The following is a 21,044-nucleotide window of genomic DNA, read 5'->3' as shown; positions in this document are numbered from 1 at the left end:
GTAAGCGGGTGAACACTGGCTTATTGCAGACCAGGTAGGTCCACGTGCAGGCTTCACCGCCGGCGCTTCAGTTGCCACCAAATCAATCAGTCTGCAAGTAAGGTCGGCTGTGGTGCCGAGTGCTCAGTGGTGTCCAAGGCGGCAGGCAAGCCTGCCACCTTCGAACGACTTACTTCCAGTCACCGCCTTCAACAATCACCGCAGCAGGATCGGTATCAGCCGCCAGCTGTGCACGTACGTACTGATCATACAACTTGAGCAGGTACTTCTCCTTGCCCAGGCTCGCCAGTTCGGTATTGACCCACTGTTGCAGCTCGGCATTGCCCTTTTTCACCGCTGGCGCGATCGGCGCTTCGTCGCCTAGTTTCTGGGGCAACAGGCGATAGCCCGGATTCTGCTTGGCCCATCCGAACAGCACCAGGTTGTCTTGCGCATAGGCGTCACCGCGACCATTTGCCAGCGCTTGCAAGGACTCAGAGTTTTTCTCGAACTTGAGCAACTTCCAGTCCGGATGATTTTTCGTCAGCCACACGTCAGCAGTTGTTCCAGCAGTGACAATGACGGTTTTGCTTGCCAGATCATCCAGGCGCTGGACCGTGCTTTTCTCCGGAACCAATGCCTGCACCGCCACACGCAGGTTAGGGTTGGTGAAATCCACTACCTGAGCGCGCTCGGGCGTCACGGTCATGTTGGCCAGGATCAAGTCCACCTTATCGCTTTGCAGAAATGGAATGCGACTAGCTGGCTCTACCACGACGAATTCGATCTTTTTCTCATCGCCCAGCAGATCCTTCGCAAAGCGGCGGCCAAGCTCCGTGTCGAAGCCGACGTAATCACCTTGTTCGTTGACAAAACCGAAGGGTGGCTTGTCGCCAAATACGCCTACAATTAATTTGTCCCGAGCTTTTATCTTGTCCAGATACCCTTCAGCGTTAGCAGCGGCGCTGCCGATTAGCAGACCGACAGCCAGCAGTGGGAAAACGAGGGCAGATTTTAGTTTCACGATGCGTTCCTCTTGGGCAGATTTTCTACGTAGGAAAACTTCTCCAGAAACTGCTGCGCACGTGCGGTCTGCGGGGAGCTGAAGAATGTTTCAGGGTTACTCTGTTCAGTGATACGACCGCCGTCCATGAAGAGGATCCGGTCAGCCACTGCGCGGGCAAAGGCCATTTCATGCGTGACGATCAAAAGCGTCATGCCACTGTCGGCCAGGTCCAGAATCACCTCCAGCACCTCCTTGACCATTTCCGGGTCGAGGGCGGCAGTGACCTCATCGAACAGCATGACCTTCGGGTGCATGCACAGTGCACGAACAATCGCGATTCGTTGTTGCTGACCGCCAGACAATTCGCGCGGCCAGGCATCGCGCTTGTCCAGCAGTCCAACCCGCGCAAGCAGCGTTTCGGCCTGGGCGCGCACTTGGTGAACGGGGCGTTTTTGCACGTTGACAGGGCCCAGCAAAATATTGTCAAGCACGGTCATGTGAGGGAACAGGTGATAGCTTTGAAATACCATGCCTATCTCTTGGCGCACCGCACGCCAACCGCCATTGCCGGGCAATTGGCGTCCAGCAAAGCGGTATGTTCCCGCGTGGCCCAGTTCGAGGCCATTCAAGCAGCGCAGCAAGGTACTTTTGCCGCAGCCGCTGGGGCCGAGAATCACCACTACCTCACCCTCACGAACGGACAGGTCGATATCTTTTAAAACCGGATTACTACCAAAGCTCTTGGAGAACCCCGCCAGTTCAATCAAAGCAGTCATGAGTAATTCCATCGCCGTTCGAGCACACGCGACGCGGCTGACAGCGGATAACAGGCCAGAAAGAAGAATAAGAAGAGGAAGCCGTATATCAGCACCGATTCATAGGTGCGCTCGATGATCTGCTGTCCGATCTTGATCACGTCCACCACGCCAATCAGCACTGCTAGTGAACTCGTCTTGATCAGCCGTGTGAACACGTTGATCAGCGGGGGGGTCATTCGGCGCAAGGCTTGGGGCAGCAGCACTTTGACGTACAACTGCGGCAGGTTCAGGCCGATTGCCAGGCCCGCCTCCCGCTGGCCACGGGGTAGGGAACGTAGCGCGCCACGAACCACCTCACCCACTTCGCAAGCGCCCCATAGCGACAGCACCAGCACAGCGCACCAAAATCCCGAAATACTCCAACCCAAGAAGATCGGGAGACCGAAGAAAAACAGGTAAAGCCAGACCAGCACAGGTATAGCCCTGAACAGCTCCAGGTATACGATCAGCACAGCGTCGATCCGACGCACACCCAAGTTGCGCATTACGCCATAGAGCGTCCCGCCCAAGCTGCTGAACAGTATCGCCAGCAATGAGATTCCTAGTGTGCGGCCAATGCCGATCGCCAGTTGTGGCGCAGACACCCACAACAGCTCAATGCCCGAACTGGCCATGTTGCAACCTCCTTTCCAACGTACGCAGCAGTAGCGACAGCGGTACGAACAGCAGCACGCAGAGCAGCGTCATGACCGCAAGCATCTCGTAAGTCTTGTAGTAAAGGGCGATGTAGTTCTAGGTGGTGTAGAGGATTTCCGGCACCGCTACAGCAGACACTACCGTGGTTTCCTTGAGCAGAAACACGAAGTTGGCGAACAGCGCCGGTGTACTGAGGATGCCGGCCTGCGGCAGGATGACGTGACGAAGCAGCTGCCAGCGCGACAGACCAATGGCCAGGCCTGCCTCAATCTGTGCGGCAGGCACGGCGTCGATGCCCGCGCGTAGAATTTCTGTGAGGTACGCGCCACCGAGAAAGGTCATGGCGATGATCGCCGAAGCGAACCCAGAGACCCCAATACCGATGCTGGGTAAGGCGAAGTAGATAAAAAACAGTTGGATCAGCAGCGGTGTGTTCCGTGCAAGTTCCACGTACACCCGCACCATCGGTTGAAGCGCGGGTACTCGGAACATCACGATTGCGGTGTTTAGCAGTGCCACGCTTAGTGACGTGACGATAGCAATCAGTCCTACTTGCAATGTGACGCCAACTGCCGAAATGAACGTGGGTAACGTGGACAGGGCGAAAGCAACATCGAAATTCATTACTGGAAACCGACAGGGAGTGAATCAGGTCATAGACCGCTGCCTTAGCAGTGCGCAGGGTCAGCCAATGAATAGAGTGACTTAATGAATCAAGTCGCCTGTCAGAAAATAATGGAATAACAGGAATTTTTTAAATATCGTTTATGAATAACAATATGCTATCACGCAGAGCCTGCCGAGCGACGTTGCTGTATAGGGCAGGCCCAGGCTGAAACGTCTACGTCATAGAACATCAGACGAGGTAAGCCCCGAGGCGTGTACGAAACACAGTTTGTTGCCCTCAATATCCCTGCAATAAGCACCGTAGTAATCCTGCGCATACTGCGGCCTCAACCCAGGTGCGCCCTCATCTTGACCACCCATTACCAAAGCTGTACGCCATGCCGCCTGTACCTGATCTTTCGAGGCGGCGGCAAAGCTTATCTGCACGCCGTTTCCCCATGTCGCAGGCAGTCCGTTGAAGGGCAGTTGCACATAGAACTGCGGCCACTCCCTGTCCGGCCGTTGCCACCCAGCGCCGCCAGGGCCGCCATCGTGGTCATCGGGCATGCGGACAAGCCCTAAGGTGGCAAGTACGGCATCGTAGAACCTGATCATGGCCGGCAGGTCGCGAGCACCTAGCTGAATGTGGCTGAACATAAACACTCCAGAAGATCTGTTGGTCGACAGCAGTTACACACAGCGCATCTGAGAAACGCAATGCCATCACTCACCAAGCCAAACTCCACACCCACGGTGTCCGGCTCCAGCTAGCTTCAGTCTCATTCGCGATGCGCGGTCGAGCCAAGCAGCGCTCATGGGACCCTCATTCGGCAAAAGCCGCAACGATCGCCTCCACCACAACCCTCACCCTTACCGTGTGCGCCAGGTCCCGATGCAGCACGAGCCAGGCTTCATAGGGTGTGGCTCGCTCTCGATCAGGCCAGACCCGCACCAAACTGGCATCTCGCTGGGCCATGTATTCCGGCAGCTCACCCAGCGCCAGGCCGGCGCGTACGAAGGTTGCCAGCATCAGGCTCGAGTCCAGCTCGGCGACAACACGGCCTGCAGATCTGGGTTCCCCCGCCAGCCTGTCATCCTGGCGCTTGGTTACACCTTCCTGGTAGAGGGCGATGTCATGGCCCACCAGGGCGCTGCCAGGTTCTGGCTCCCCGTGCAGGTCGAGGTAGCGCTGTGTCGCATACAGCCCCACGGTCCAGTGGGCCAGCCGCCGTGCGATCAGGTCGGGTTGTTCCGGGCGCACGGTGCGCACGGCCACGTCGGCCTCCCTGCGTCCCAGGTCCAGTAGGCGAGTAGTCGTGGTCAGAATGACCCGCACCTCAGGATGCGTGGCCCGCAGTTGCTCGATCGCGGGTATGACGAAATCAACGGCCAGCGCATCGGTGGTGGTGACGCGCACTTCACCCGACGGATGACGGTCGGAACCTTCACCCTGGCGCTCGAAGGAGACGGCCATCCGCTCCATCGCTTCGGCCTTCTGGACGAGCTGTTGTCCGTTGGTCGTCAACGTCAGCCCCCCAGTGCTGCGAAAAAACAGTCTGCTGCCCAGCGTTTGCTCAAGCCCCGCCAGACGCCGACCGACCGTGGTCTGGTCAATGCCCAACGCCGTGGCTGCGGCCCGCAGGGTGCCGGCACGGTGCACGGCGAGAAAAATGCGGACGTCATCCCAATTCATCGTTGCATGCCTCCTGAAGATGCAAATATGCAGCCATGGGCTGCAATTACGTGCATTTTCGCATGGATACAAGCTGCATAACATAGCCGGCTTCCTTCACCCACTGATCATGCAGCCGGGCCAAGCCGGATGCCAGGGAGCACAATGCCTCGCTTATCCTTCATCCTGACAGTCGCCATGCTGAGCGCCTTCGGCCTCGTCGCCTCGGATATCTATCTACCCGCGATGCCCGGCATGGCCACTGAATTTGGCATTGCCAGTTGGCAAATGCCGCAAACCGTTTCGTTCTATCTACTGGCACTGGCCATTGCGCAGTTGGCTTATGGCCCAATGTCAGACCGACGAGGACGCAAGCCGGTGCTGCTTGCCGGTGGCGTTCTCTATCTGCTGGGCTCCGTGGGCTGCGCGCTGTCCAGCAGCTACATGGGCTTCATCGCGTGGCGCATGGTGGAAGCGGTGGGCGCGGCGGCGGGGCTGGTGATTGGTCGTGCGTTGATCGCCGACACCTGCGACAAGCGAACCTCGGCGAAAGTCTATGCCGTGATTTACCCCCTCGTATCACTCTCGCCGGCTTTGGCCCCGGCAATCGGTGGGCACTTGGCCGTCGCATTCGGCTGGCGAGCCGACTTTCTGTTCGTCGCCGCATTCGGGGCGGTAGCGCTGCTTTTGGCGCTGTTTGTAATACCTGAAACGCTACCGGTCGCGGCGCGGGCCAGGAACGCCCCCTTTGCGGGTTTTAGCCGTGTGCTGGGTGACCGCAGCTTTTGCCGCTACACGTTAGTGGTGTGTTCTATCTACTGTGCCTGGTTCGTTTATCTGACGCAGTCGCCATTCCTTTTCGTACAGGCAGGCTTGAGCGAGGCGCAAAGCGGTTGGCTGTATATGCCGCTTACCTTGGGCATCATCGGGGCTAACCTGTTGGCCCGGCGGCTGCTTGACCGCTTACCTTACGACCGGATCGTCGCGATCGGCATCACCTGCTTCGTACTAGGCGCCATGGCGTTTCTCCTGGCCTACGCCATGGGGTGGCGCAGCGTTACGGCCGTGGTGCTGCCTATGTGCCTGGTCAGCCTGGCCAATGGGTCATCGCTTTCACTGGCGATCTCAGGTGCTATCGCCAGTGAACATGGGCATGCAGCCACCGCTTCGGGGTTGGTGGGGTTTTGCCAGATTGGCAGCGCAGCCGTTGTGGCGATGGGTGTGAGCGCGGTATTAGGCACAGGTTTCGGTGTGCTCGCTGGGGCGGTGACGGTGTTGAGCTGTTTGGCATTGTTTGCTTGCATGCCGTCGCTCTATCCCAAGCAACCGGCGCAGCCAGGGTAGCGCTCGGGCGGGCCTGCACGCTTAATGCTGGCCCAGCGCTTCGCCCAATTGCGCGTCGTCCAGCAAAGCCTTGGCCATCGCGCAGAGGTAGTGCGAAGCCCAGATCAAGTGCTGTTTGTTTTCCATCAGGCCGTCAAGGGTCATGTCCCGAGCGTAACCCATCAGCTCCGAAGCCTGCTCGCGGGCCATCTCACAGGGTATACCGGGCTCGATACGAAAGAGAGGGCTTGTTTGGTCGGTGCCCTGATAGAAGGTGGTTTGGCCAACGGTGAACTTGGTTTCTTCTCCAGACATCTTCGTTTTCCCCACGAGGGTGCGGTGCTTGGGCGAGCCACATCGCCGGCGAACCAGCACCCAGTGGGGGGGAGCAGACGGTTCGCCATACGAGCGGGTTTTTCAACAGCTACGGGTCAATGGCAGATCGGATGCTTCGGACGCACTTGGACATGCGCTACCGCAGACTCGAGCAGAGCTTTCAGCGTTTCGAGCTCATGCAGAGACGTCAGCATCAGGACCGAAGAGGGCGACCTGAAACCCAATGACAAGGCCTGTTGCACCACTGCGGCTGCGCATGTGGCGTACTCGGAGGCTTGGATCAGAATGTCTTCGAGGCAGGCATTTTGGAGAGGGGGATCGGGGACGATCTTGAGCATGGTTCAACTCCAACGTAGGAAGTGGAGCCGCCTCACTGTTGCTGTCAAACAATAGGGTGGCAGCTGTACGCGGGTTGACAGACCGAGACGTTGGCACTCGGCGCACCACAGGGGTGCCCACACGTACAGCCACCATAGAAAGTGTGCACCTGAAGGCAACGTCAGCGATCTGTCAAAACCGGTCGCTGAATTGGCAGCGACCTGGCGAGACTAGAATCCGCGTCGCTCATGTGCAACGAAAAATGGGGGCTGAGAGTATCTTTGGGAAATGACCTACAGGGAAGGGCTTAAATCTGATTTTTTCGCAATGCGCTCGCTGCACCCGTCACCGCCGCGGTGCCTTCGACGATTGAATGCGCACCTGTCTGGCAGGTACACCTGTGTGCACAGTATCGATACGTAGCCATTGGATAACAGGGATTTGAAGTCGACTGCTCAGTCCATCTGAGAGTGAGGCGTTCTCCACGACGGTGACCGTCGAGCAGCGCATCTCAAAGCCGGTGGGTCCCCAGGCAGGAGGTGCCGGTGGCTCATCCAGGGCTGCCTGGAAGCCCTGGATGTCGCAGTCACTATGTCCGACGGGGGCTGTGCCCCCGCCACCCCTCAGAAGCGAACCGTGATGCCCGCATTGACCGAATGGAACCGTGTATCAGAGCCAAACTGCCCTTGATACGACAGCCCTACATCAGTCTGACGGTTCAGCTGTACCTTAGCCCCCACTTCGGTGAGTGCCACGTTTCGCGTCTGCGCAATCCCTTGCACCTCAAAGTTAGGTCCACCGGCAAACGCCTGCTCATTGCGTGGGTCCAGGTCGCCGTAGGCCCGGCGCCAGCCCAGCGAGCCGAACAGCTGCGTATCGTGATTGGCCACACGTGTGTGGGTCGAAGCCCGCATGCCGACCGTGGAGAACCAGGTGTCCTGTTTCTCGCTCGATACGTTCAGCGCCGCTGCGCCGCCCTTTTCGCGGAAACGGTCGGCGTCGTAGTTCACGTAGGACACCCCTACGAACGGCTCCAACGCCACCGCGCCCAGGCCGATGCGGTAGGCCGCCTCGCCACTGGCTTGCAGCGTATTGGCGTCGCGCTTGCCCTTGAGGTGGTCGCTGTAACCGGCAAACGCCACGTTGCGGCTGCTGTCGAGCTTGTGCCAGGTGTAGCCCACATCTGCACTCAGGCGCAGCGCGTCGATCTGGGCGCCGGTGTACAGGCCCAGGTGATAGTTGTCGCTGTGGCCCTTGGCATCGCGGTCATCGGCATCGAACTTGGAGCGGCTGTAACCGCCGTACACGCCGGCACGCCAGTCCTGGGTAATGCTGCCGTCCGCGCCGATCAGTACACCGCCGGTGCGTTGGTGCAGGCCGCTGGCGCCGCTGTTGCCATCGAGCTTCGACCAGTTGCCGAACACTTGCGCCCACGCGCCGCCTTGCGCCTCGGGGGTGGCCGGCATCAGGTTCGATGCCCCTGGCGGCATGCGCACGGTGTTAGTGTCCAGCAGGCCGCGTACGCGGGTGCCGAGCACGCCCGACACGACTTGACTGTTGGCAATCAGCGCGGTGCCCGTGCTGCTGTGGTAGTCACCGGACAGTTGGTCGATGGCGTTGCGGGCATTGGCTGCATCCAGTACCAGCAAGTTGTTGTACAGGCGCAGCGGATCGCCGCTCTGTTGCAATGCACTCAGGGCGCCCGCCGTATTCCACTGGTTCTGTGTGAGCGCCACAGTCTGGAAGATGCCCGGGGTGCCTGTGGTTGGCGGTTGCACCGGCGGCTGAACGGGGGGCTGTACCGGTGGTTCTACTGGGGGCTCGACCGGCGGCTGTACCGGGGGCTCGACAGGCGGTTCAACAGGCGGCTGCACCGGCGGTTCAACAGGCGGCTCGACCGGCGGCTGTACGGGCGGTTCGACCGGGGGCTCTACAGGCGGCTGTACCGGCGGCTCCACGGGAGGCTCTACAGGCGGCTCCACGGGTGGTTCAACAGGCGGTGTAGTACCTTTCTGCGCAATGGTCAGGTTCAGTTCATTGGCGGTGCGCTGCAGGCTGACATTGAGAAATGCCGAGTTGGTAAACGCTTGCGCATACGCGGTACCTGCCGCTGCGCCCTCAACCACGCCGCCCTGTGCAGCCAGCAGGGTGTAGGTTTGCCCAGTCTGGTAGCTTTGAGCGTTGTTGAGGGTGGTCACGTCCACACGCGTACCGCGCAAGGTGGCGCTGCCGCTCACGTTGACGCGGTCGGAGCCGCCATTGCCAGCAATATCGGCGGCGTACCTGGAGCCTTCTGCCATGTCCAGGTCGCCCTTGATGTTCAAGGTGCCCAGTGCCGATTCACCTGGCGACAGCGTACCGCCCGAGGCCACTTGCGTGCTCCCGACCTGTCCGTTGCCCGCCAGCACGCCACCGGCCAATACTTGGGCACGGTTGCTGTAGTTGCCTGAAGCGTCGGTATGCCCAACGGTGCCGTTGACCACCAAGGTGCCGTTGCCCACGCTCAGCAATGATGTGCCTCGTGGGTTGGTCTGGTCCACGTCGCCGCCCAGTACCAGCCGCCCACCACGTACCACCGTGCTCCCCGAAAGGCCGGTCAGGTCGCCGCCCAAGGTGGTGTCGCCGCTGAACGCGTACACACGGCCAGCGCCACTGATGCGGTTGTTCACTTGCAGGTTGCTGTCGGTATGGTTGAACGCCAGTGCACCGCTGCCAGCGCCAAAGCGAATGGCGGTTTGCGGGTCGAGGCGGCCCGCCGCCTGGGCGGTACCGGCGCTGATGGCATCGATGTCGGTACGCGCATCGTCCCGCACGACGGCGCCACCGATGCTGAGCGTGCCACGGGCGGCGGAGTTGATGCTGGTCAGCTCGCTGATATCGATCCCGTCGGTGCTGCTCAGCTCGGCGCCGTTGGACAGGGTCAGGATGGTGCTGGAAGTCGTGGTGCCCAGTGTCATGGCACGCGTGGCCAGGCGGGTGCCTTCACCAGAGACATTGACCTGGGTGTTGCGGCTGACGTTGGCCGACCCCAGCGCCATGGAGTCGCTGGTCAACACGGCGCCGTCGCTCAGGCTCAGGTCGTTGCGGTTTCTGAAGGTGCCGGTGTTGTCCCAGCGCGTGCCAGCGCCCGACAGTTCGCTGATCGAGTTGATGGCCACACGCTCACTGACCAGTTGCCCGCCATCCTTGAGGTTGATGCGCGAGTCGTACAGGAACACGCCACCGGAGGTGACGTTGACCGTGTCCACTTTCGAGCCCTGGCCGCTGACCAGCAGGTTGGCCCGGGACAGTGCGTTGCCGGCATTGCCATTGTCGCTCAACTGCAGGTCCCGGACCGACACCTGCCCGCCGCCAAGCACGTTGAGAGTGCCTTGCCCGGCGCCACCGATCACGATGGTGTTGCCCAGCACCGCGCCGGTGCGTGGCACGTTCCAACGTGTACCAGGGCCCTGTACGACGACCGTGGCCATGGCCGTACTGGCAGCGTCGTTGGTGGACGATCCACCGATCCGGCCGCCGAAGCTGGTGACCTGGGCGCCATTGTTGAGGGTAAGGGTGGACGGCGTGCCGTTGCTGGGGCGCAGCACCACAGCGCCATCGATGCCTCGGTCGCTGCTGAACGTGTCCTGACCGCTGTCGAGCACGTAGTCGGCTGCGTACGCGCCGGGGGCCATGGCGAGCGTAATCGCGAAGGTGAGAGGGGATAACTTGAATAAGGGGTTCATAACGGCTCCGGAGACTCCATGAGATGCCACCAGCGTGGCCACCGCGCCCCAAGGGCTTGGCGTTCCTGTGTACGGCGGTAAACAGGGGGAGTATCGGGAGCGACCCAAGACGGTGAAATAGTACGGATGTGCTAGTTAGGCGCCCAATGTGACGCACGCCACACTCCGCGGTAACGGATGGCCGATTCGCCACGTCCAAAGGCTGTTACGCCAATGATGGCCTTATGATTATGCTTTTTGGCGCTCAGCTGGCCGGGTCTTGCCCTAGCACCTTGCTCAGCGCCAGGCGGGCATCTTCGAGCTGCACCAGGGAGGCATGCCGGGCGCCGAGGGCGTCGCCGTTCTGGATAGCCGTCAAAATGGCTTTGTGCCGGGGGAGGGCGAGCTCATCGAAATTCGGACGCTGGTTGGAAAAGCGCACCGATTCGCGCAACGCCATCGACAGCATGTTGCACAGGTAGGCGAGCAGGTCATTGTGGGTGGCATCGGCGATACGGGCGTGAAAGTCCAGGTCTGGCTGCAGCCGCTCATCTGGCGTGCGCGCCGCTTCCATTCGCTGGTAGGCCTCGCCGATCGACGCCACGTCCTCTGGCGTGGCACTGGTGGCGGCCAGGGCAGCAGCAGCAGGCTCTATGACCCAGCGTACGCTGGACAGGGTATTGAAGAACTCCTGTTGCGGCGTTGCCTGCATCAGCCAGTGCAGCACATCGGGGTCGAGCATGTGCCAGGCATGGCGCGGCCTGACCAGGGTGCCGACCCGGGGGCGCGCTTCGACCAGACCCTTGGCCGTCAGGGCACGCATGGCCTCACGAAACACCGGCCGACTGATCGCGTAGCTTTCGCACAGGCTTGCCTCGGACGGCAGCTTCTGCCCAGGGGCGAGTTGACCGGACACGATCTGCAGGCCCAGGTCCTGGACTAAGGTCGCGTGCATGCTCTTGCGCGTTGAGGGCTGGCGGTAATTCATGAGGGGTGTGCGAGGTCCTTCTGGCGGGGGCTCGCATCATAGCACTGATGGATGCAGGGCTGTTTTGCAGCGCCTTGATGGCGGACAGAGGGGGGCTGGCGGGCCTCGGCACTCTAGCGGGCGCGGAGCTGTCGGTGCATAGACAGCTCCACGGCGTTCAAGCGGCAAGCGGCATCAAGCGCCCTCGTGCCGTTCAGCCAGTCACGGTCCCGCTTAGGGTGATGTCCCCTGGGCTAGTGAGAGTGCTTGGGCACCGCCGCCCCGCGGCAGCCGACGAGAAAGTCGAAGTCGCAGCCCTCATCAGCCTGCATCACATGGTCCAGGTAGAGCTTGGCATACCCCCCGGTGATCAGCTGTGGCGGTGGCTGCAGATCCGCCAGGCGACCGGCCAGTTCCTGCTCGTCGATGTCCAGGTGCAAGCGGCCTTGCTGGCAGTCCAGTTCGATCCAGTCCCCCTCGCGTACCACGGCCAAAGGGCCACCTGCGGCTGCTTCCGGCGCAACGTGCAGCACCACGGTCCCATAGGCCGTGCCACTCATGCGCGCGTCGGAGATGCGCACCATGTCGGTTACACCCTGGGCAAGCAACTTGGCCGGCAGCCCCATGTTGCCCACCTCGGCCATGCCGGGATAACCCTTGGGCCCGCAATACTTCATCACCAGGATCGAGTTGGCGTCCACATCCAGGTCCGGGTCGTTGATGCGGGCCTTGTAGTCTTCGAAGTGCTCGAAGACCACGGCGCGCCCCCGATGCTGCATCAGCGCGGGGGTGGCCGCCGATGGCTTGAGCACTGCGCCCTTGGGCGCCAGGTTGCCCCGCAGGATACAGATACCGCCGTCGGCCACCAGCGGTTTGTCCAGCGGGCGGATGACTTCCTCATCGTAAAGTGGTGCGGTGTGGCAGTTGTCCCACAGGCTCTTGCCGTTTGCGGTCAGCGCAGTCGGGTTGGGCAACAAACCATGCTCACCCAGGCGCCGGATCACGGCCGGCAGACCGCCCGCGTAATAGAACTCCTCCATCAGGAAACGCCCCGAAGGTTGCAGGTCGACCAGCGTCGGCGTACCACGTCCCACCCGCGTCCAGTCCTCCAGTTGCAGGTCGACGCCAATGCGCCCGGCGATGGCCTTGAGGTGAATCACCGCGTTGGTCGAACCGCCAATGGCGGCGTTCACCCGGATGGCATTTTCGAAGGCTTCGCGGGTGAGGATTTTCGACAGTCGCAAGTCTTCGCGCACCATGTCGACGATGCGCATACCCGACAAGTGCGCCAACACGTAACGGCGTGCGTCCACGGCAGGGATGGCGGCATTGTGCGGCAGCGAGGTGCCCAGCGCCTCAGCCATGCAGGCCATGGTCGAAGCCGTACCCATGGTGTTGCAGGTGCCGGCTGAGCGCGACATGCCCGCCTCGGCGGAGAGGAATTCGTTCAGGTCGATGTGGCCGGCCTTATAGGCCTCATGCATCTGCCACACGATAGTGCCGGCGCCAATATCCTTGCCTTTGTGCTTGCCGTTGAGCATTGGCCCGCCGGTCACCACGATGGCCGGAACGTCGCAACTGGCAGCGCCCATCAGCAACGCAGGCGTGGTCTTGTCGCAACCGGTCAGCAGTACCACGGCATCGACCGGGTTCCCGCGAATGGCTTCTTCCACATCCATGCTCGCCAGATTGCGCGTGAGCATGGCCGTGGGGCGCAGGTTGGATTCGCCGCTGGAGAACACCGGGAATTCCACCGGGAAGCCGCCTGCTTCCAGCACGCCTTTCTTGACGTGCTCGGCGATCTTGCGGAAATGCGCGTTGCACGGGGTCAGCTCCGACCAGGTGTTGCAGATGCCGATAATCGGTTTGCCCTGGAACTCGTGGTCCGGAATGCCTTGGTTCTTCATCCAGCTGCGGTACATGAACCCGTTCTTGTCGGCGGTACCGAACCATTGGGCGGAGCGCAGCGACGGCTTGCTATCGGACATGATGGACACCTTATTAGTATTACTATTTATCGTTATGGCGCTCAATGTATCGCCAAAAAACCAACATGTGAAGGGTTGTTGTTTTAAATAGTAATACTATATGATCGATTTCCTAGGTCAGCGGTCTGCCAAAAAACCTCGGCCTGGTGTTGTACCCATTACAAGAACAATTGGAGACATCGCCATGATTCAGGAGCAGCGGCTCGTCCGCCTGATCACACTCAAGCTCATCCCTTTTCTGGTTCTGTTGTACCTGGTGGCTTATGTCGATCGCTCGGCGGTCGGCTTTGCCAAGCTGCACATGGGCGCCGACATTGGCCTGGGCGACGCGGCCTATGGCCTGGGCGCCGGGTTGTTCTTCATCGGCTATTTTCTGTTCGAAGTGCCGAGCAACCTGCTGCTGGACCGCTTTGGCGCACGCCGCTGGTTCGCTCGCATCTTGCTCACATGGGGCGCCATCACCGTTGGCATGGCATTCGTGACCGGGCCGAACGGCTTCTATGTGATGCGCTTTCTGCTAGGGGCAGCCGAGGCCGGTTTCTTCCCGGGGGTGCTGTACTACATCACCCAGTGGTACCCGGTGCGGCATCGCGGCAAAATCCTGGGCTTGTTCATCCTTTCCCAGCCGTTGGCGATGCTGGTTACAGGGCCGCTTTCCGGTGCATTGCTGGGCCTGGACGGCACCTATGGCCTGCACGGCTGGCAATGGCTGTTCATCTGCATCGGGACCCCTGCGGTGCTGTTGGCCTGGCCCACCCTACGCCTGTTGCCAGATGGCCCGGCCAAGGTGCGCTGGCTCAGCGACGCGCAACGCACCTGGTTGCAGGAGCAGCTGGCCAATGACCTGCGTGAATACGGCCAGACCCGCCACGGCAACCCGCTGCATGCACTCAAAGACAGCCGCGTGCTGCTGTTGGCGCTGTTCTACCTGCCCATGACCCTGAGCATCTACGGGCTTGGGTTGTGGCTGCCCACCTTGATCCACCAGTTCGGCGGCAGCGACCTAGTCACCGGTTTCGTGTCGGCGGTGCCCTACCTGTTCGGCATCATTGGTTTGCTGGTCGTGCCACGCAGCTCGGACCGCCTCAATGACCGTTACGGTCATCTGGGTCTGCTGTACGCCCTGGCCGCAGTCGGGCTGTTCCTCAGTGCCTGGTTGAGCGTGCCGGCCTTGCAACTGGCGGCGTTGTGCCTGGTGGCGTTCGCCTTGTTCTCGTGCACGGCGATCTTCTGGACCCTGCCAGGGCGGTTTTTCTCCGGGGCCAGCGCCGCGGCCGGCATCGCCCTGATCAACTCGATCGGCAACCTGGGCGGCTACCTGGGCCCATTTGGCATCGGCGCCCTGAAAGAACACACGGGGCACCTGTCGTCCGGGCTGTATTTCCTGGCCCTGGTCACCATGTTCGGGGTGCTGCTTACCGGAGTTGTCTACGCCCGCCTGGAGCGTCGACAGCGTGATGCATCCACCCAGGTGGCTGGCGCCTCCCGATAATTTTTCGCAACCGACAAGCGAGTACGACCATGCGACTGATCCAATTTGAAACCGCCACCGGCGAGCGCCATGTCGGCGTGGTGGAAGGTGACTATGTCTTGCGCGTGTGTGGCATCGACACCACCCGCGAGCTGGCCCTGCAGGCCATCGCCGCTGGCCTGACCCTGGCCGATCACGTGCAGGTAGTGGGCCTGGGCGAGCGTCACGATTACCAAACGCTGTTGGCCGAGGGCCGGGTGCTACCGCCGCTGGATCACCCCGATCCGGCCCATTGCCTGGTGACCGGCACTGGCCTGACCCATCTGGGTAGCGCCGCCACGCGCGACAAGATGCATCAGCAACAGGCCCAGGACGCCGTGACCGACAGCATGCGCATGTTCCAGTGGGGCATGGAAGGCGGCCGGCCACCAGCAGGGCAGGTGGGTGCACAACCGGAATGGTTCTACAAGGGCGATGGCGCCATCGTCGTGCGCCCTGGGGCAGACCTGCCGCTGCCGGCGTTTGCCGAGGATGCAGGCGAGGAGCCGGAGTTGGTCGGCCTGTACCTGATCGGCCCTGATGGCACGCCGTACCGCCTGGGCTACGCGCTGGGCAACGAGTTCTCCGACCATGTGATGGAGCGGCGTAACTACCTTTATCTGGCCCACTCGAAGCTGCGCGCCTGCAGTTTCGGACCGGAGCTGCGGCTCGGTGCACTGCCGGCGCACCTCGAGGGCACCAGCCGCATCCTGCGTGATGGCCAACCGGTATGGAGCCAACCCTTCCTGTCGGGTGAGCAGAACATGTGCCATAGCTTCGAGAACCTGGAGTTCCATCACTTCAAATACGACCAGTTCCTGCGACCTGGCGATATTCATGTGCACTACTTCGGCACTGCGACGCTGTCGTTCGCCGACGGCATCCAGGCGCAGCCTGGCGATACCTTCGAAATCAGCCTGCCAGCCTTCGGCGAGCCGCTGCGCAACGGCATTGCGCCAGCAGCGAAGCAGGTGCAGCCAGGGAGCGTGAAAAGCCTGTAAGCCCACCTCTGGCCGTCAGGGCACGTGCCCCGTGCCCTGGGCAGCGGTCAGGTGCGGCAACTTCAATCTCTTAATTCAGGAGTCCATCATGACTGGAAGCAATTTCATTGGCGGCCAACGCAGCGCCGCTGGCAGCGTGCATCTGCAAAGCTTCGATGCCTGCACGGGGGAGGCCCTGCCGGTCACCTTCAGCCAGGCAACCCCCGAAGAAGTGGACGCCGCAGCCCAGGCCGCCGAAGCCGCCTTCCCCGCATACAGTGCCTTGGCACCTGAGCGCCGCGCGCAGTTTCTAGACGCTATCGCCGATCAGCTCGATGCATTGGACGATACCTTCATCGCCACCGTCTGCCGAGAAACTGCCCTGCCAGCGGGGCGTATCCAGGGCGAGCGTGCCCGCACCAGCAACCAGATGCGCCAATTCGCCAAGGTGCTGCGGCGCGGCGACTTTATGGGCGCCCGCATCGATCGCGCGCAACCCCAGCGCCAGCCGCTGCCACGGCCTGACCTGCGTCAATACCGCACCGGCCTGGGCCCGGTGGCGGTGTTCGGCGCCAGCAATTTCCCCTTGGCCTTCTCCACGGCCGGTGGCGACACCGCCGCTGCGCTGGCGGCAGGGTGCCCGGTGGTGATCAAGGCGCACAGCGGGCACATGGCTACGGCCGAGTGGGTGGGTGAAGCCATCGAACGGGCCGCTGTAGCGACCGGCATGCCCGCTGGCGTGTTCAACATGATCTACGGCGCGGGGGTAGGTGAAGCCTTGGTGCGTCATCCGATGATTCAAGCCGTGGGCTTTACGGGCTCGCTCAAAGGTGGACGGGCCCTGGGCGACATGGCGGCCGCTCGCGCGCAGCCGATTCCGGTGTTTGCCGAAATGAGCAGCATCAACCCGGTGCTGGTGCTGCCAGGTGCGCTGCAAGCGCGAGGCCCGCAGATTGCCCGGGATCTGGCCAATTCGGTGGTGATGGGGTGTGGTCAGTTTTGCACCAACCCGGGGCTGGTCATCGGTATCGCTGGCCAAGCCTTCAGCGACTTCCTGGCGCAGTTAGGCGCGCACCTGGCTGACCAGCCTGGCCAGACCATGCTCAATGCCGGAACCCTGCGCAGCTATTGTGCCGGCGTGCAGCGCCTGCACCAGCACCCAGAGATACGCCACCTGGCCGGGTCCGAACAGGGAGGTAACCAAGCCCAGCCCCAGCTGTTCATGGCGCAGGCGAGCCTGTTGTTGCAGGGCGATGAAGTCCTTCAGGAAGAAGTCTTCGGGCCTACCACGGTCGCCATCGAAGTGGCTGACGAAGCCGAACTGCGTCGGGCTCTCGAGGCGTTGCAGGGGCAACTGACGGCCACGCTGATTGCTGAGCCTGAAGACTTCCAGCGCTTCGCCGCGCTGGTACCGGTGTTGCAACGCAAGGCCGGGCGCCTGCTGGTCAACGGCTACCCGACGGGTGTCGAGGTCTGCGAGGCAATGGTGCACGGCGGGCCTTATCCCGCCACATCCGATGCGCGCGGTACGTCCGTAGGCACCCTGGCTATCGATCGCTTTTTGCGGCCGGTCTGCTTCCAGGACTATCCCGACGCGCTGCTGCCCGACGCCCTCAAAGACGCCAACCCGCTGGGCCTGCTGCGCCTGATCGACGGCCAGCATAGCCGCGAGGCGCTTGTATGACGGCTTGACGGTTCTGGCACCGGAGCACGTGCCGCCTGGTGAGGGTCAGGCGGCTGTCAGCGGTGGAAGTCCCAAGTGATCACTGAAGACTGCTGAGTGTCAGGCAGTGAATGAGGCTCTTGACCGATTTGGGAGCTATCGAGCGTCCAGGCCTGCCTAGAGGCTTTGACAAAGCGCAGTACCTGGATGGCTAGATCCACAGATCATTGGGCGCCGTTCGCTCACCACCCTCATGGCCAGTGTTCAGGACCCCACATGGCTCGATCATCAGCAGTTTGGCCTCGCCCTCGGCTGCCGTGCGATGCTGTACACCCCGGGGTACCACGAACAACTCGCCAGGCGCTACATGGACGCTGCGTTGCGGCAGATCGATGCGCAGCGTGCCTTCGAGCACCAGAAAGGCTTCATCGGTTTCCGGGTGCGCATGCCAGATGAATTCCCCCTCGATACGCACGACCTTGAACTGGTAGTCGTTCATCTGTGCAACAACCCTGGGGCTCCACTGACTGTCGATCATCGACGCCTTCTGGTTCAGGTTCACAGGGTGCGGCTGGATGTGCTGATTGGATTCGAACATGGTGGTTACTCCTGATTGGAGCACGCAGCCTATTGCAGCTCGGTGTCTGCAGGCTTGTACGATCCTGCACGTTGCTGGCCTGGCTGCAGGCGTTCGAGCCAGCGTAGCGGCGGCACCCCATAACTGCGGGTGAAGTGTCGGGTCATGTGGCTCTGATCATGAAAGCCTGCCGCCAGGGCTGCGTCGACCAGGGTGAAGCCATCGAGCAACAGCCGTCGCACATTGTCCAGTCGCCGGAGGGTGACGAAGCGATAGGGGCTGGTGCCGTACAAAGCCCGGAAGTCCCTGGACAGGCTCCATTGCTCACGGCCGCTGGCGCGTTCGAGCATCTCCAGGGTAATGTCCAGATGGAGGTGCTCCAGAATGAACGCCTTGGCGCGCTCGGCGGACCGGTAGTCCAGGCGCTTGCGCCCGCGTGGTTTGCCCGCGACAGCGCGCAACGCCATGGCCAGGTCGTAGACAGCGTCTTGCTCCTCCAGCCTTTCCAGAGGGTGGTCCACGGCCTGAACGAACGTTTCGCTGGCGTGGAAAAGGCGCGGGTCACTGGAGAGCCCACCGGGCACGAACGGTAACGGCTGGCCGCCCAATGCGGCCTGAATCAGCGCAGGGTCGATGTAGGCCATGCGGTAACGGAAACCCGTCTCGGTGCCGGCCATGCCGTCGTGCAACTCATCGGGGTGCAGCACCAGCGTGTTGCCCGGCGTGCCGTGGCGCAACGCGCCTTTGTAATGAAAACTCTGAACCCCGGCCAAGGTACGGCCGATGGAGTAGGTGTCGTGCCGATGGGGATCATAGCCATGGCTACCGAACCACGCCTCGATCCGCTCGATGGCGCCAGGCTGCGTGCTGCGGATGACCCAGTCGGAAACCGGGGGCATGCTGGGCGAACGTTTCATGGCACTGGCCCCGGCGGTTCACGGAAAGGAAAGACAACGCGCTATCATAGGCCCCATTCCTCCTCACCAGAACCCACCATGAACCGTCAGAAGAAAATCAAGCAACTGCTCAAGGCGCACGCCAAGAAGGCCAGCGCCAAGCTGGCGCCGCGCAGCACCAAACCCAAGTACATCAGCAAGGCCGATCGCGAGAAGCTGGCGCTGCAAACGGCCGCAGACGGCGCAGTGCAACCCGAACCTCAGGCCTGAGCCTCAGGCTTCTGACGGGGTTTGTTCCTGCTTGTAGATCTTGAAGCCGCGCGCTTGGTAATTGCCCAGCGCGGCAGGGTGATCCAGGGTGCAGGTATGCACCCATACACGCTGCGTACCGGGCCACGCCCAGGCGCAACGCACCGCCTGGCTCAACAGCGGGCCGCCAAAGCCTGCGCCCAGAAACTGCGGGGCCAAGCCGAAGTAACGGATTTCGGCGTTATGCCCGTCAGGGCGATACAGTTCGTAATACCCGGCGATGGCGCCCCGGTGGTAAGCCACCCAGGTGCGGTGAGCTTCCTGCTCGACCTGCGCCTGCCACTGCGCCTCGCTCCACGCGTCCAGGTCACCCCAGGACCAGGGCGTGCCGACCAACGCGTAGAGAAAGCGGTTGAAGGCCGGTTGTGGCACCTCGCATTCGACGATGTGCAAATCCGGGCGCTGGGGTTTTTCCACCAGTTGCTCTGGCGAGGTCATTTCTAGGTAGTACGTGGTGCAGGGGGATTGCATCGTCATCTCGCGTCGTCCGTTGAACAGCTTGCCAGCATGCCTGTGGCGTAACGCCTTTGCCACCTACGCATAGGGTCACGACGGGCATGGTGCGTTGGTAAGCCTTTGACTGTCGTTGGCGCAACCGCTGGTTTGATAGGGAACGCCGCCGAAAGCTTCCGATTGAACGTTTCAGCGCGCAGGTACGTCGGTATTTCTAGTCTTTTGCTACGGAGGTTTCCATGAAATATCGCGCACTCGGCAACACCGGCCTGCTGGTTTCGGAGCTGGTCATTGGCACCGTACCTTTTGGCGGGCGAGGCTCGTTCGAGAAGACCGGCAGCGTCGATGTGGACCTGGCCAAGCGCATGTTCGCGGCGGCGTTCGACGCCGGGGTCAACCTGGTCGATACCGCCGACCTGTATTCACATGGGTTGGCTGAGGAAATTGTCGGCAAGGCCCTGGGCGAGCGTCGCCACTCGATCATCCTGGCCAGCAAGGCGCGCAGCCCGATGAGCGACAACCCCAATGACAGCGGCGCTTCGCGCTACCATCTGATTCGCGCGTGCGAGGCCAGCTTGAAGCGCCTGGGTACCGACCATATCGACCTGTACCAAATCCACAACTGGGACGGCGTCACGCCAGTGGAGGAGACCCTGGCAGCACTGGATCACCTGGTGCAAAGCGGCAAGATTCGCTACTTCGGTACGTCCAACTACACCGCCTGGCAAATGATGAAGACCCTGGGCAGCGCGCAATTGAACGGCTGGCAACAGCCCGTTTCCCAGCAGATCTACTACACGCCCGAATCGCGCGAGGCCGAGTACGAGTTGCTGCCGATGGCGATTGACCAGGGCTTTGCCACGCTGGTCTGGGGGCCGTTGGGTGAAGGGCTGTTGACTGGCAAGGTCCGTCGTGGCCAGCAGACGCCCAAGGGCACTCGTCAGGGCAACGACTGGCCGGAACCCTATGTGCATGATCGTGAGCGCGCCTACGACATCATCGAGACCTTGATCGCGGTTGGCGAACGCCACGGTTGCTCGCCTTCACGCGTCTGCCTGGCCTGGCTCAAGGATCGCCCGGGCATTACCAGCGTGATTACCGCTGGCCGCACCCTCGATCAGCTGCAGGACAATTTGCAGGCGGCAGACCTGTTGTTGACGCAAGAGGACCTGAAGCAGATCGAACAGGCCACCCGCATCGCGCCGCAGTATCCCTACTGGCACCGCATTGCCGCCGGCATGGACCGCATCGATCCGGCTGAAGCGCCGTTCATCGAGCTGTACCGAGAGACCATGAAGTAACA

19 protein-coding genes and 1 pseudogene are annotated in these 21,044 nt (G+C 61.7%); 6 read left to right on the top strand and 14 right to left on the bottom strand.

Features of this window, described 5'->3' with window-relative positions:
* Nucleotides 1-169: 169 nt before the first annotated feature.
* From CWR53_RS12070 to CWR53_RS12045, 6 genes and pseudogenes are all read right to left on the bottom strand, one after another.
* A complete protein-coding gene (locus CWR53_RS12070; protein WP_100851622.1) occupies nt 170-1,003 on the bottom strand; it encodes a transporter substrate-binding domain-containing protein in 834 nt (277 codons plus the stop codon).
* On the bottom strand, nt 1,000-1,761 hold the full coding sequence (locus CWR53_RS12065; RefSeq protein WP_100851621.1) for an amino acid ABC transporter ATP-binding protein: 762 nt from the start codon (nt 1,759-1,761) through the stop codon (nt 1,000-1,002). Before CWR53_RS12065 ends, CWR53_RS12070 begins: the two co-directional genes overlap by 4 nt.
* A complete protein-coding gene (locus tag CWR53_RS12060; RefSeq protein WP_058603337.1) occupies nt 1,758-2,417 on the bottom strand; it encodes an amino acid ABC transporter permease in 660 nt (219 codons plus the stop codon). The genes CWR53_RS12065 and CWR53_RS12060 overlap by 4 nt, the downstream gene beginning before the upstream one ends.
* Nucleotides 2,398-3,063, bottom strand: a pseudogene (locus CWR53_RS12055) (amino acid ABC transporter permease). The gene CWR53_RS12060 and the pseudogene CWR53_RS12055 overlap by 20 nt, the downstream one beginning before the upstream one ends.
* A gap of 222 nt (nt 3,064-3,285) precedes the next feature.
* Entirely contained in the window at nt 3,286-3,702 is a 417-nt protein-coding gene (locus CWR53_RS12050; RefSeq protein ID WP_100851620.1) for a VOC family protein, read from the bottom strand.
* A gap of 166 nt (nt 3,703-3,868) precedes the next feature.
* Complete coding sequence (locus tag CWR53_RS12045) at nt 3,869-4,738, bottom strand: LysR family transcriptional regulator (protein ID WP_100851619.1); 870 nt, start codon at nt 4,736-4,738, stop codon at nt 3,869-3,871.
* A 144-nt stretch (nt 4,739-4,882) separates the two neighbouring features.
* On the opposite strand from CWR53_RS12045, the gene CWR53_RS12040 reads away from it, so the two are divergent.
* Nucleotides 4,883-6,061, top strand: a complete 1,179-nt coding sequence (locus CWR53_RS12040; protein WP_058603333.1) for a multidrug effflux MFS transporter — start codon at nt 4,883-4,885, stop codon at nt 6,059-6,061.
* 21 nt (nt 6,062-6,082) lie between these two features.
* On the opposite strand, the gene CWR53_RS12035 is transcribed toward CWR53_RS12040, so the two are convergent.
* The 5 genes from CWR53_RS12035 to CWR53_RS12015 all read right to left on the bottom strand — a co-directional run bounded on the left by CWR53_RS12035 (nt 6,083) and on the right by CWR53_RS12015 (nt 13,353).
* Nucleotides 6,083-6,355 carry a DUF3077 domain-containing protein gene (locus CWR53_RS12035; RefSeq protein WP_058603332.1) on the bottom strand — a complete coding sequence of 91 codons (273 nt, stop codon included), beginning with the start codon at nt 6,353-6,355 and terminating at the stop codon, nt 6,083-6,085.
* 116 nt (nt 6,356-6,471) lie between these two features.
* Nucleotides 6,472-6,714, bottom strand: a complete 243-nt coding sequence (locus CWR53_RS12030) for a hypothetical protein (protein ID WP_058603331.1) — start codon at nt 6,712-6,714, stop codon at nt 6,472-6,474.
* Between the two features lie 603 nt (nt 6,715-7,317).
* On the bottom strand, nt 7,318-10,338 hold the full coding sequence (locus CWR53_RS12025) for an autotransporter domain-containing protein (RefSeq protein ID WP_181405488.1): 3,021 nt from the start codon (nt 10,336-10,338) through the stop codon (nt 7,318-7,320).
* A gap of 325 nt (nt 10,339-10,663) precedes the next feature.
* A complete protein-coding gene (locus CWR53_RS12020; protein WP_100851617.1) occupies nt 10,664-11,386 on the bottom strand; it encodes a FadR/GntR family transcriptional regulator in 723 nt (240 codons plus the stop codon).
* A 233-nt stretch (nt 11,387-11,619) separates the two neighbouring features.
* Nucleotides 11,620-13,353, bottom strand: a complete 1,734-nt coding sequence (locus tag CWR53_RS12015; RefSeq protein WP_078478470.1) for an IlvD/Edd family dehydratase — start codon at nt 13,351-13,353, stop codon at nt 11,620-11,622.
* Nucleotides 13,354-13,537: 184 nt separating this feature from the next.
* Here CWR53_RS12015 and CWR53_RS12010 point away from each other — a divergent pair, with 184 nt between their 5' ends.
* From CWR53_RS12010 to CWR53_RS12000, 3 genes are all read left to right on the top strand, one after another.
* Nucleotides 13,538-14,845 (top strand): MFS transporter, encoded by a 1,308-nt coding sequence (locus CWR53_RS12010; protein ID WP_100851616.1) that lies wholly within the window; start codon nt 13,538-13,540, stop codon nt 14,843-14,845.
* Between the two features lie 29 nt (nt 14,846-14,874).
* The gene (araD1, locus tag CWR53_RS12005) at nt 14,875-15,864 is read left to right on the top strand and encodes an AraD1 family protein (protein WP_100851615.1); all 990 of its coding nucleotides are present in this window, start codon (nt 14,875-14,877) and stop codon (nt 15,862-15,864) included.
* Nucleotides 15,865-15,952: 88 nt separating this feature from the next.
* Nucleotides 15,953-17,527: an aldehyde dehydrogenase (NADP(+)) gene (locus tag CWR53_RS12000; RefSeq protein ID WP_100851614.1), complete on the top strand. Its 1,575-nt coding sequence runs from the start codon at nt 15,953-15,955 to the stop codon at nt 17,525-17,527.
* 190 nt (nt 17,528-17,717) lie between these two features.
* On the opposite strand, the gene CWR53_RS11995 is transcribed toward CWR53_RS12000, so the two are convergent.
* Nucleotides 17,718-18,104 carry a cupin domain-containing protein gene (locus CWR53_RS11995; RefSeq protein WP_100851613.1) on the bottom strand — a complete coding sequence of 129 codons (387 nt, stop codon included), beginning with the start codon at nt 18,102-18,104 and terminating at the stop codon, nt 17,718-17,720.
* 29 nt (nt 18,105-18,133) lie between these two features.
* Nucleotides 18,134-19,000, bottom strand: a complete 867-nt coding sequence (locus CWR53_RS11990; RefSeq protein WP_100851612.1) for an AraC family transcriptional regulator — start codon at nt 18,998-19,000, stop codon at nt 18,134-18,136.
* A 78-nt stretch (nt 19,001-19,078) separates the two neighbouring features.
* On the opposite strand from CWR53_RS11990, the gene CWR53_RS11985 reads away from it, so the two are divergent.
* Nucleotides 19,079-19,249, top strand: a complete 171-nt coding sequence (locus tag CWR53_RS11985; RefSeq protein WP_081322798.1) for a DUF2986 domain-containing protein — start codon at nt 19,079-19,081, stop codon at nt 19,247-19,249.
* Between the two features lie 3 nt (nt 19,250-19,252).
* On the opposite strand, the gene CWR53_RS11980 is transcribed toward CWR53_RS11985, so the two are convergent.
* Nucleotides 19,253-19,759: a GNAT family N-acetyltransferase gene (locus CWR53_RS11980; RefSeq protein ID WP_058603480.1), complete on the bottom strand. Its 507-nt coding sequence runs from the start codon at nt 19,757-19,759 to the stop codon at nt 19,253-19,255.
* Between the two features lie 221 nt (nt 19,760-19,980).
* On the opposite strand from CWR53_RS11980, the gene CWR53_RS11975 reads away from it, so the two are divergent.
* Nucleotides 19,981-21,042, top strand: a complete 1,062-nt coding sequence (locus CWR53_RS11975; RefSeq protein ID WP_100851611.1) for an aldo/keto reductase — start codon at nt 19,981-19,983, stop codon at nt 21,040-21,042.
* The last annotated feature ends 2 nt before the right edge of the window (nt 21,043-21,044 follow it).

It is taken from the genome of Pseudomonas sp. SGAir0191 (genome assembly GCF_002812565.2).
In the GTDB taxonomy this organism is placed as follows: domain Bacteria; phylum Pseudomonadota; class Gammaproteobacteria; order Pseudomonadales; family Pseudomonadaceae; genus Aquipseudomonas; species Aquipseudomonas parafulva_B.
Note: the sequence above shows the minus strand (reverse complement) of the source record. Positions and strands in the feature narration are given on the sequence as shown.

Coding starts and splice junctions, on each gene's coding strand:
- CWR53_RS11975 (WP_100851611.1), top strand. CDS start 19,981: ATGAAATATCGCGCACTCGGCAACACCGGCCTGCTGGTTTCGGAGCTG.
- CWR53_RS12060 (WP_058603337.1), bottom strand. CDS start 2,417: ATGGCCAGTTCGGGCATTGAGCTGTTGTGGGTGTCTGCGCCACAACTG.
- CWR53_RS12010 (WP_100851616.1), top strand. CDS start 13,538: ATGATTCAGGAGCAGCGGCTCGTCCGCCTGATCACACTCAAGCTCATC.
- CWR53_RS12050 (WP_100851620.1), bottom strand. CDS start 3,702: ATGTTCAGCCACATTCAGCTAGGTGCTCGCGACCTGCCGGCCATGATC.
- CWR53_RS12000 (WP_100851614.1), top strand. CDS start 15,953: ATGACTGGAAGCAATTTCATTGGCGGCCAACGCAGCGCCGCTGGCAGC.
- CWR53_RS11980 (WP_058603480.1), bottom strand. CDS start 19,759: ATGCAATCCCCCTGCACCACGTACTACCTAGAAATGACCTCGCCAGAG.
- CWR53_RS12040 (WP_058603333.1), top strand. CDS start 4,883: ATGCCTCGCTTATCCTTCATCCTGACAGTCGCCATGCTGAGCGCCTTC.
- CWR53_RS12045 (WP_100851619.1), bottom strand. CDS start 4,738: ATGAATTGGGATGACGTCCGCATTTTTCTCGCCGTGCACCGTGCCGGC.
- CWR53_RS12015 (WP_078478470.1), bottom strand. CDS start 13,353: ATGTCCGATAGCAAGCCGTCGCTGCGCTCCGCCCAATGGTTCGGTACC.
- CWR53_RS12035 (WP_058603332.1), bottom strand. CDS start 6,355: ATGTCTGGAGAAGAAACCAAGTTCACCGTTGGCCAAACCACCTTCTAT.
- CWR53_RS11990 (WP_100851612.1), bottom strand. CDS start 19,000: ATGAAACGTTCGCCCAGCATGCCCCCGGTTTCCGACTGGGTCATCCGC.
- CWR53_RS12065 (WP_100851621.1), bottom strand. CDS start 1,761: ATGACTGCTTTGATTGAACTGGCGGGGTTCTCCAAGAGCTTTGGTAGT.
- CWR53_RS11995 (WP_100851613.1), bottom strand. CDS start 18,104: ATGTTCGAATCCAATCAGCACATCCAGCCGCACCCTGTGAACCTGAAC.
- CWR53_RS11985 (WP_081322798.1), top strand. CDS start 19,079: ATGAACCGTCAGAAGAAAATCAAGCAACTGCTCAAGGCGCACGCCAAG.
- CWR53_RS12030 (WP_058603331.1), bottom strand. CDS start 6,714: ATGCTCAAGATCGTCCCCGATCCCCCTCTCCAAAATGCCTGCCTCGAA.
- araD1 (WP_100851615.1), top strand. CDS start 14,875: ATGCGACTGATCCAATTTGAAACCGCCACCGGCGAGCGCCATGTCGGC.
- CWR53_RS12020 (WP_100851617.1), bottom strand. CDS start 11,386: ATGAATTACCGCCAGCCCTCAACGCGCAAGAGCATGCACGCGACCTTA.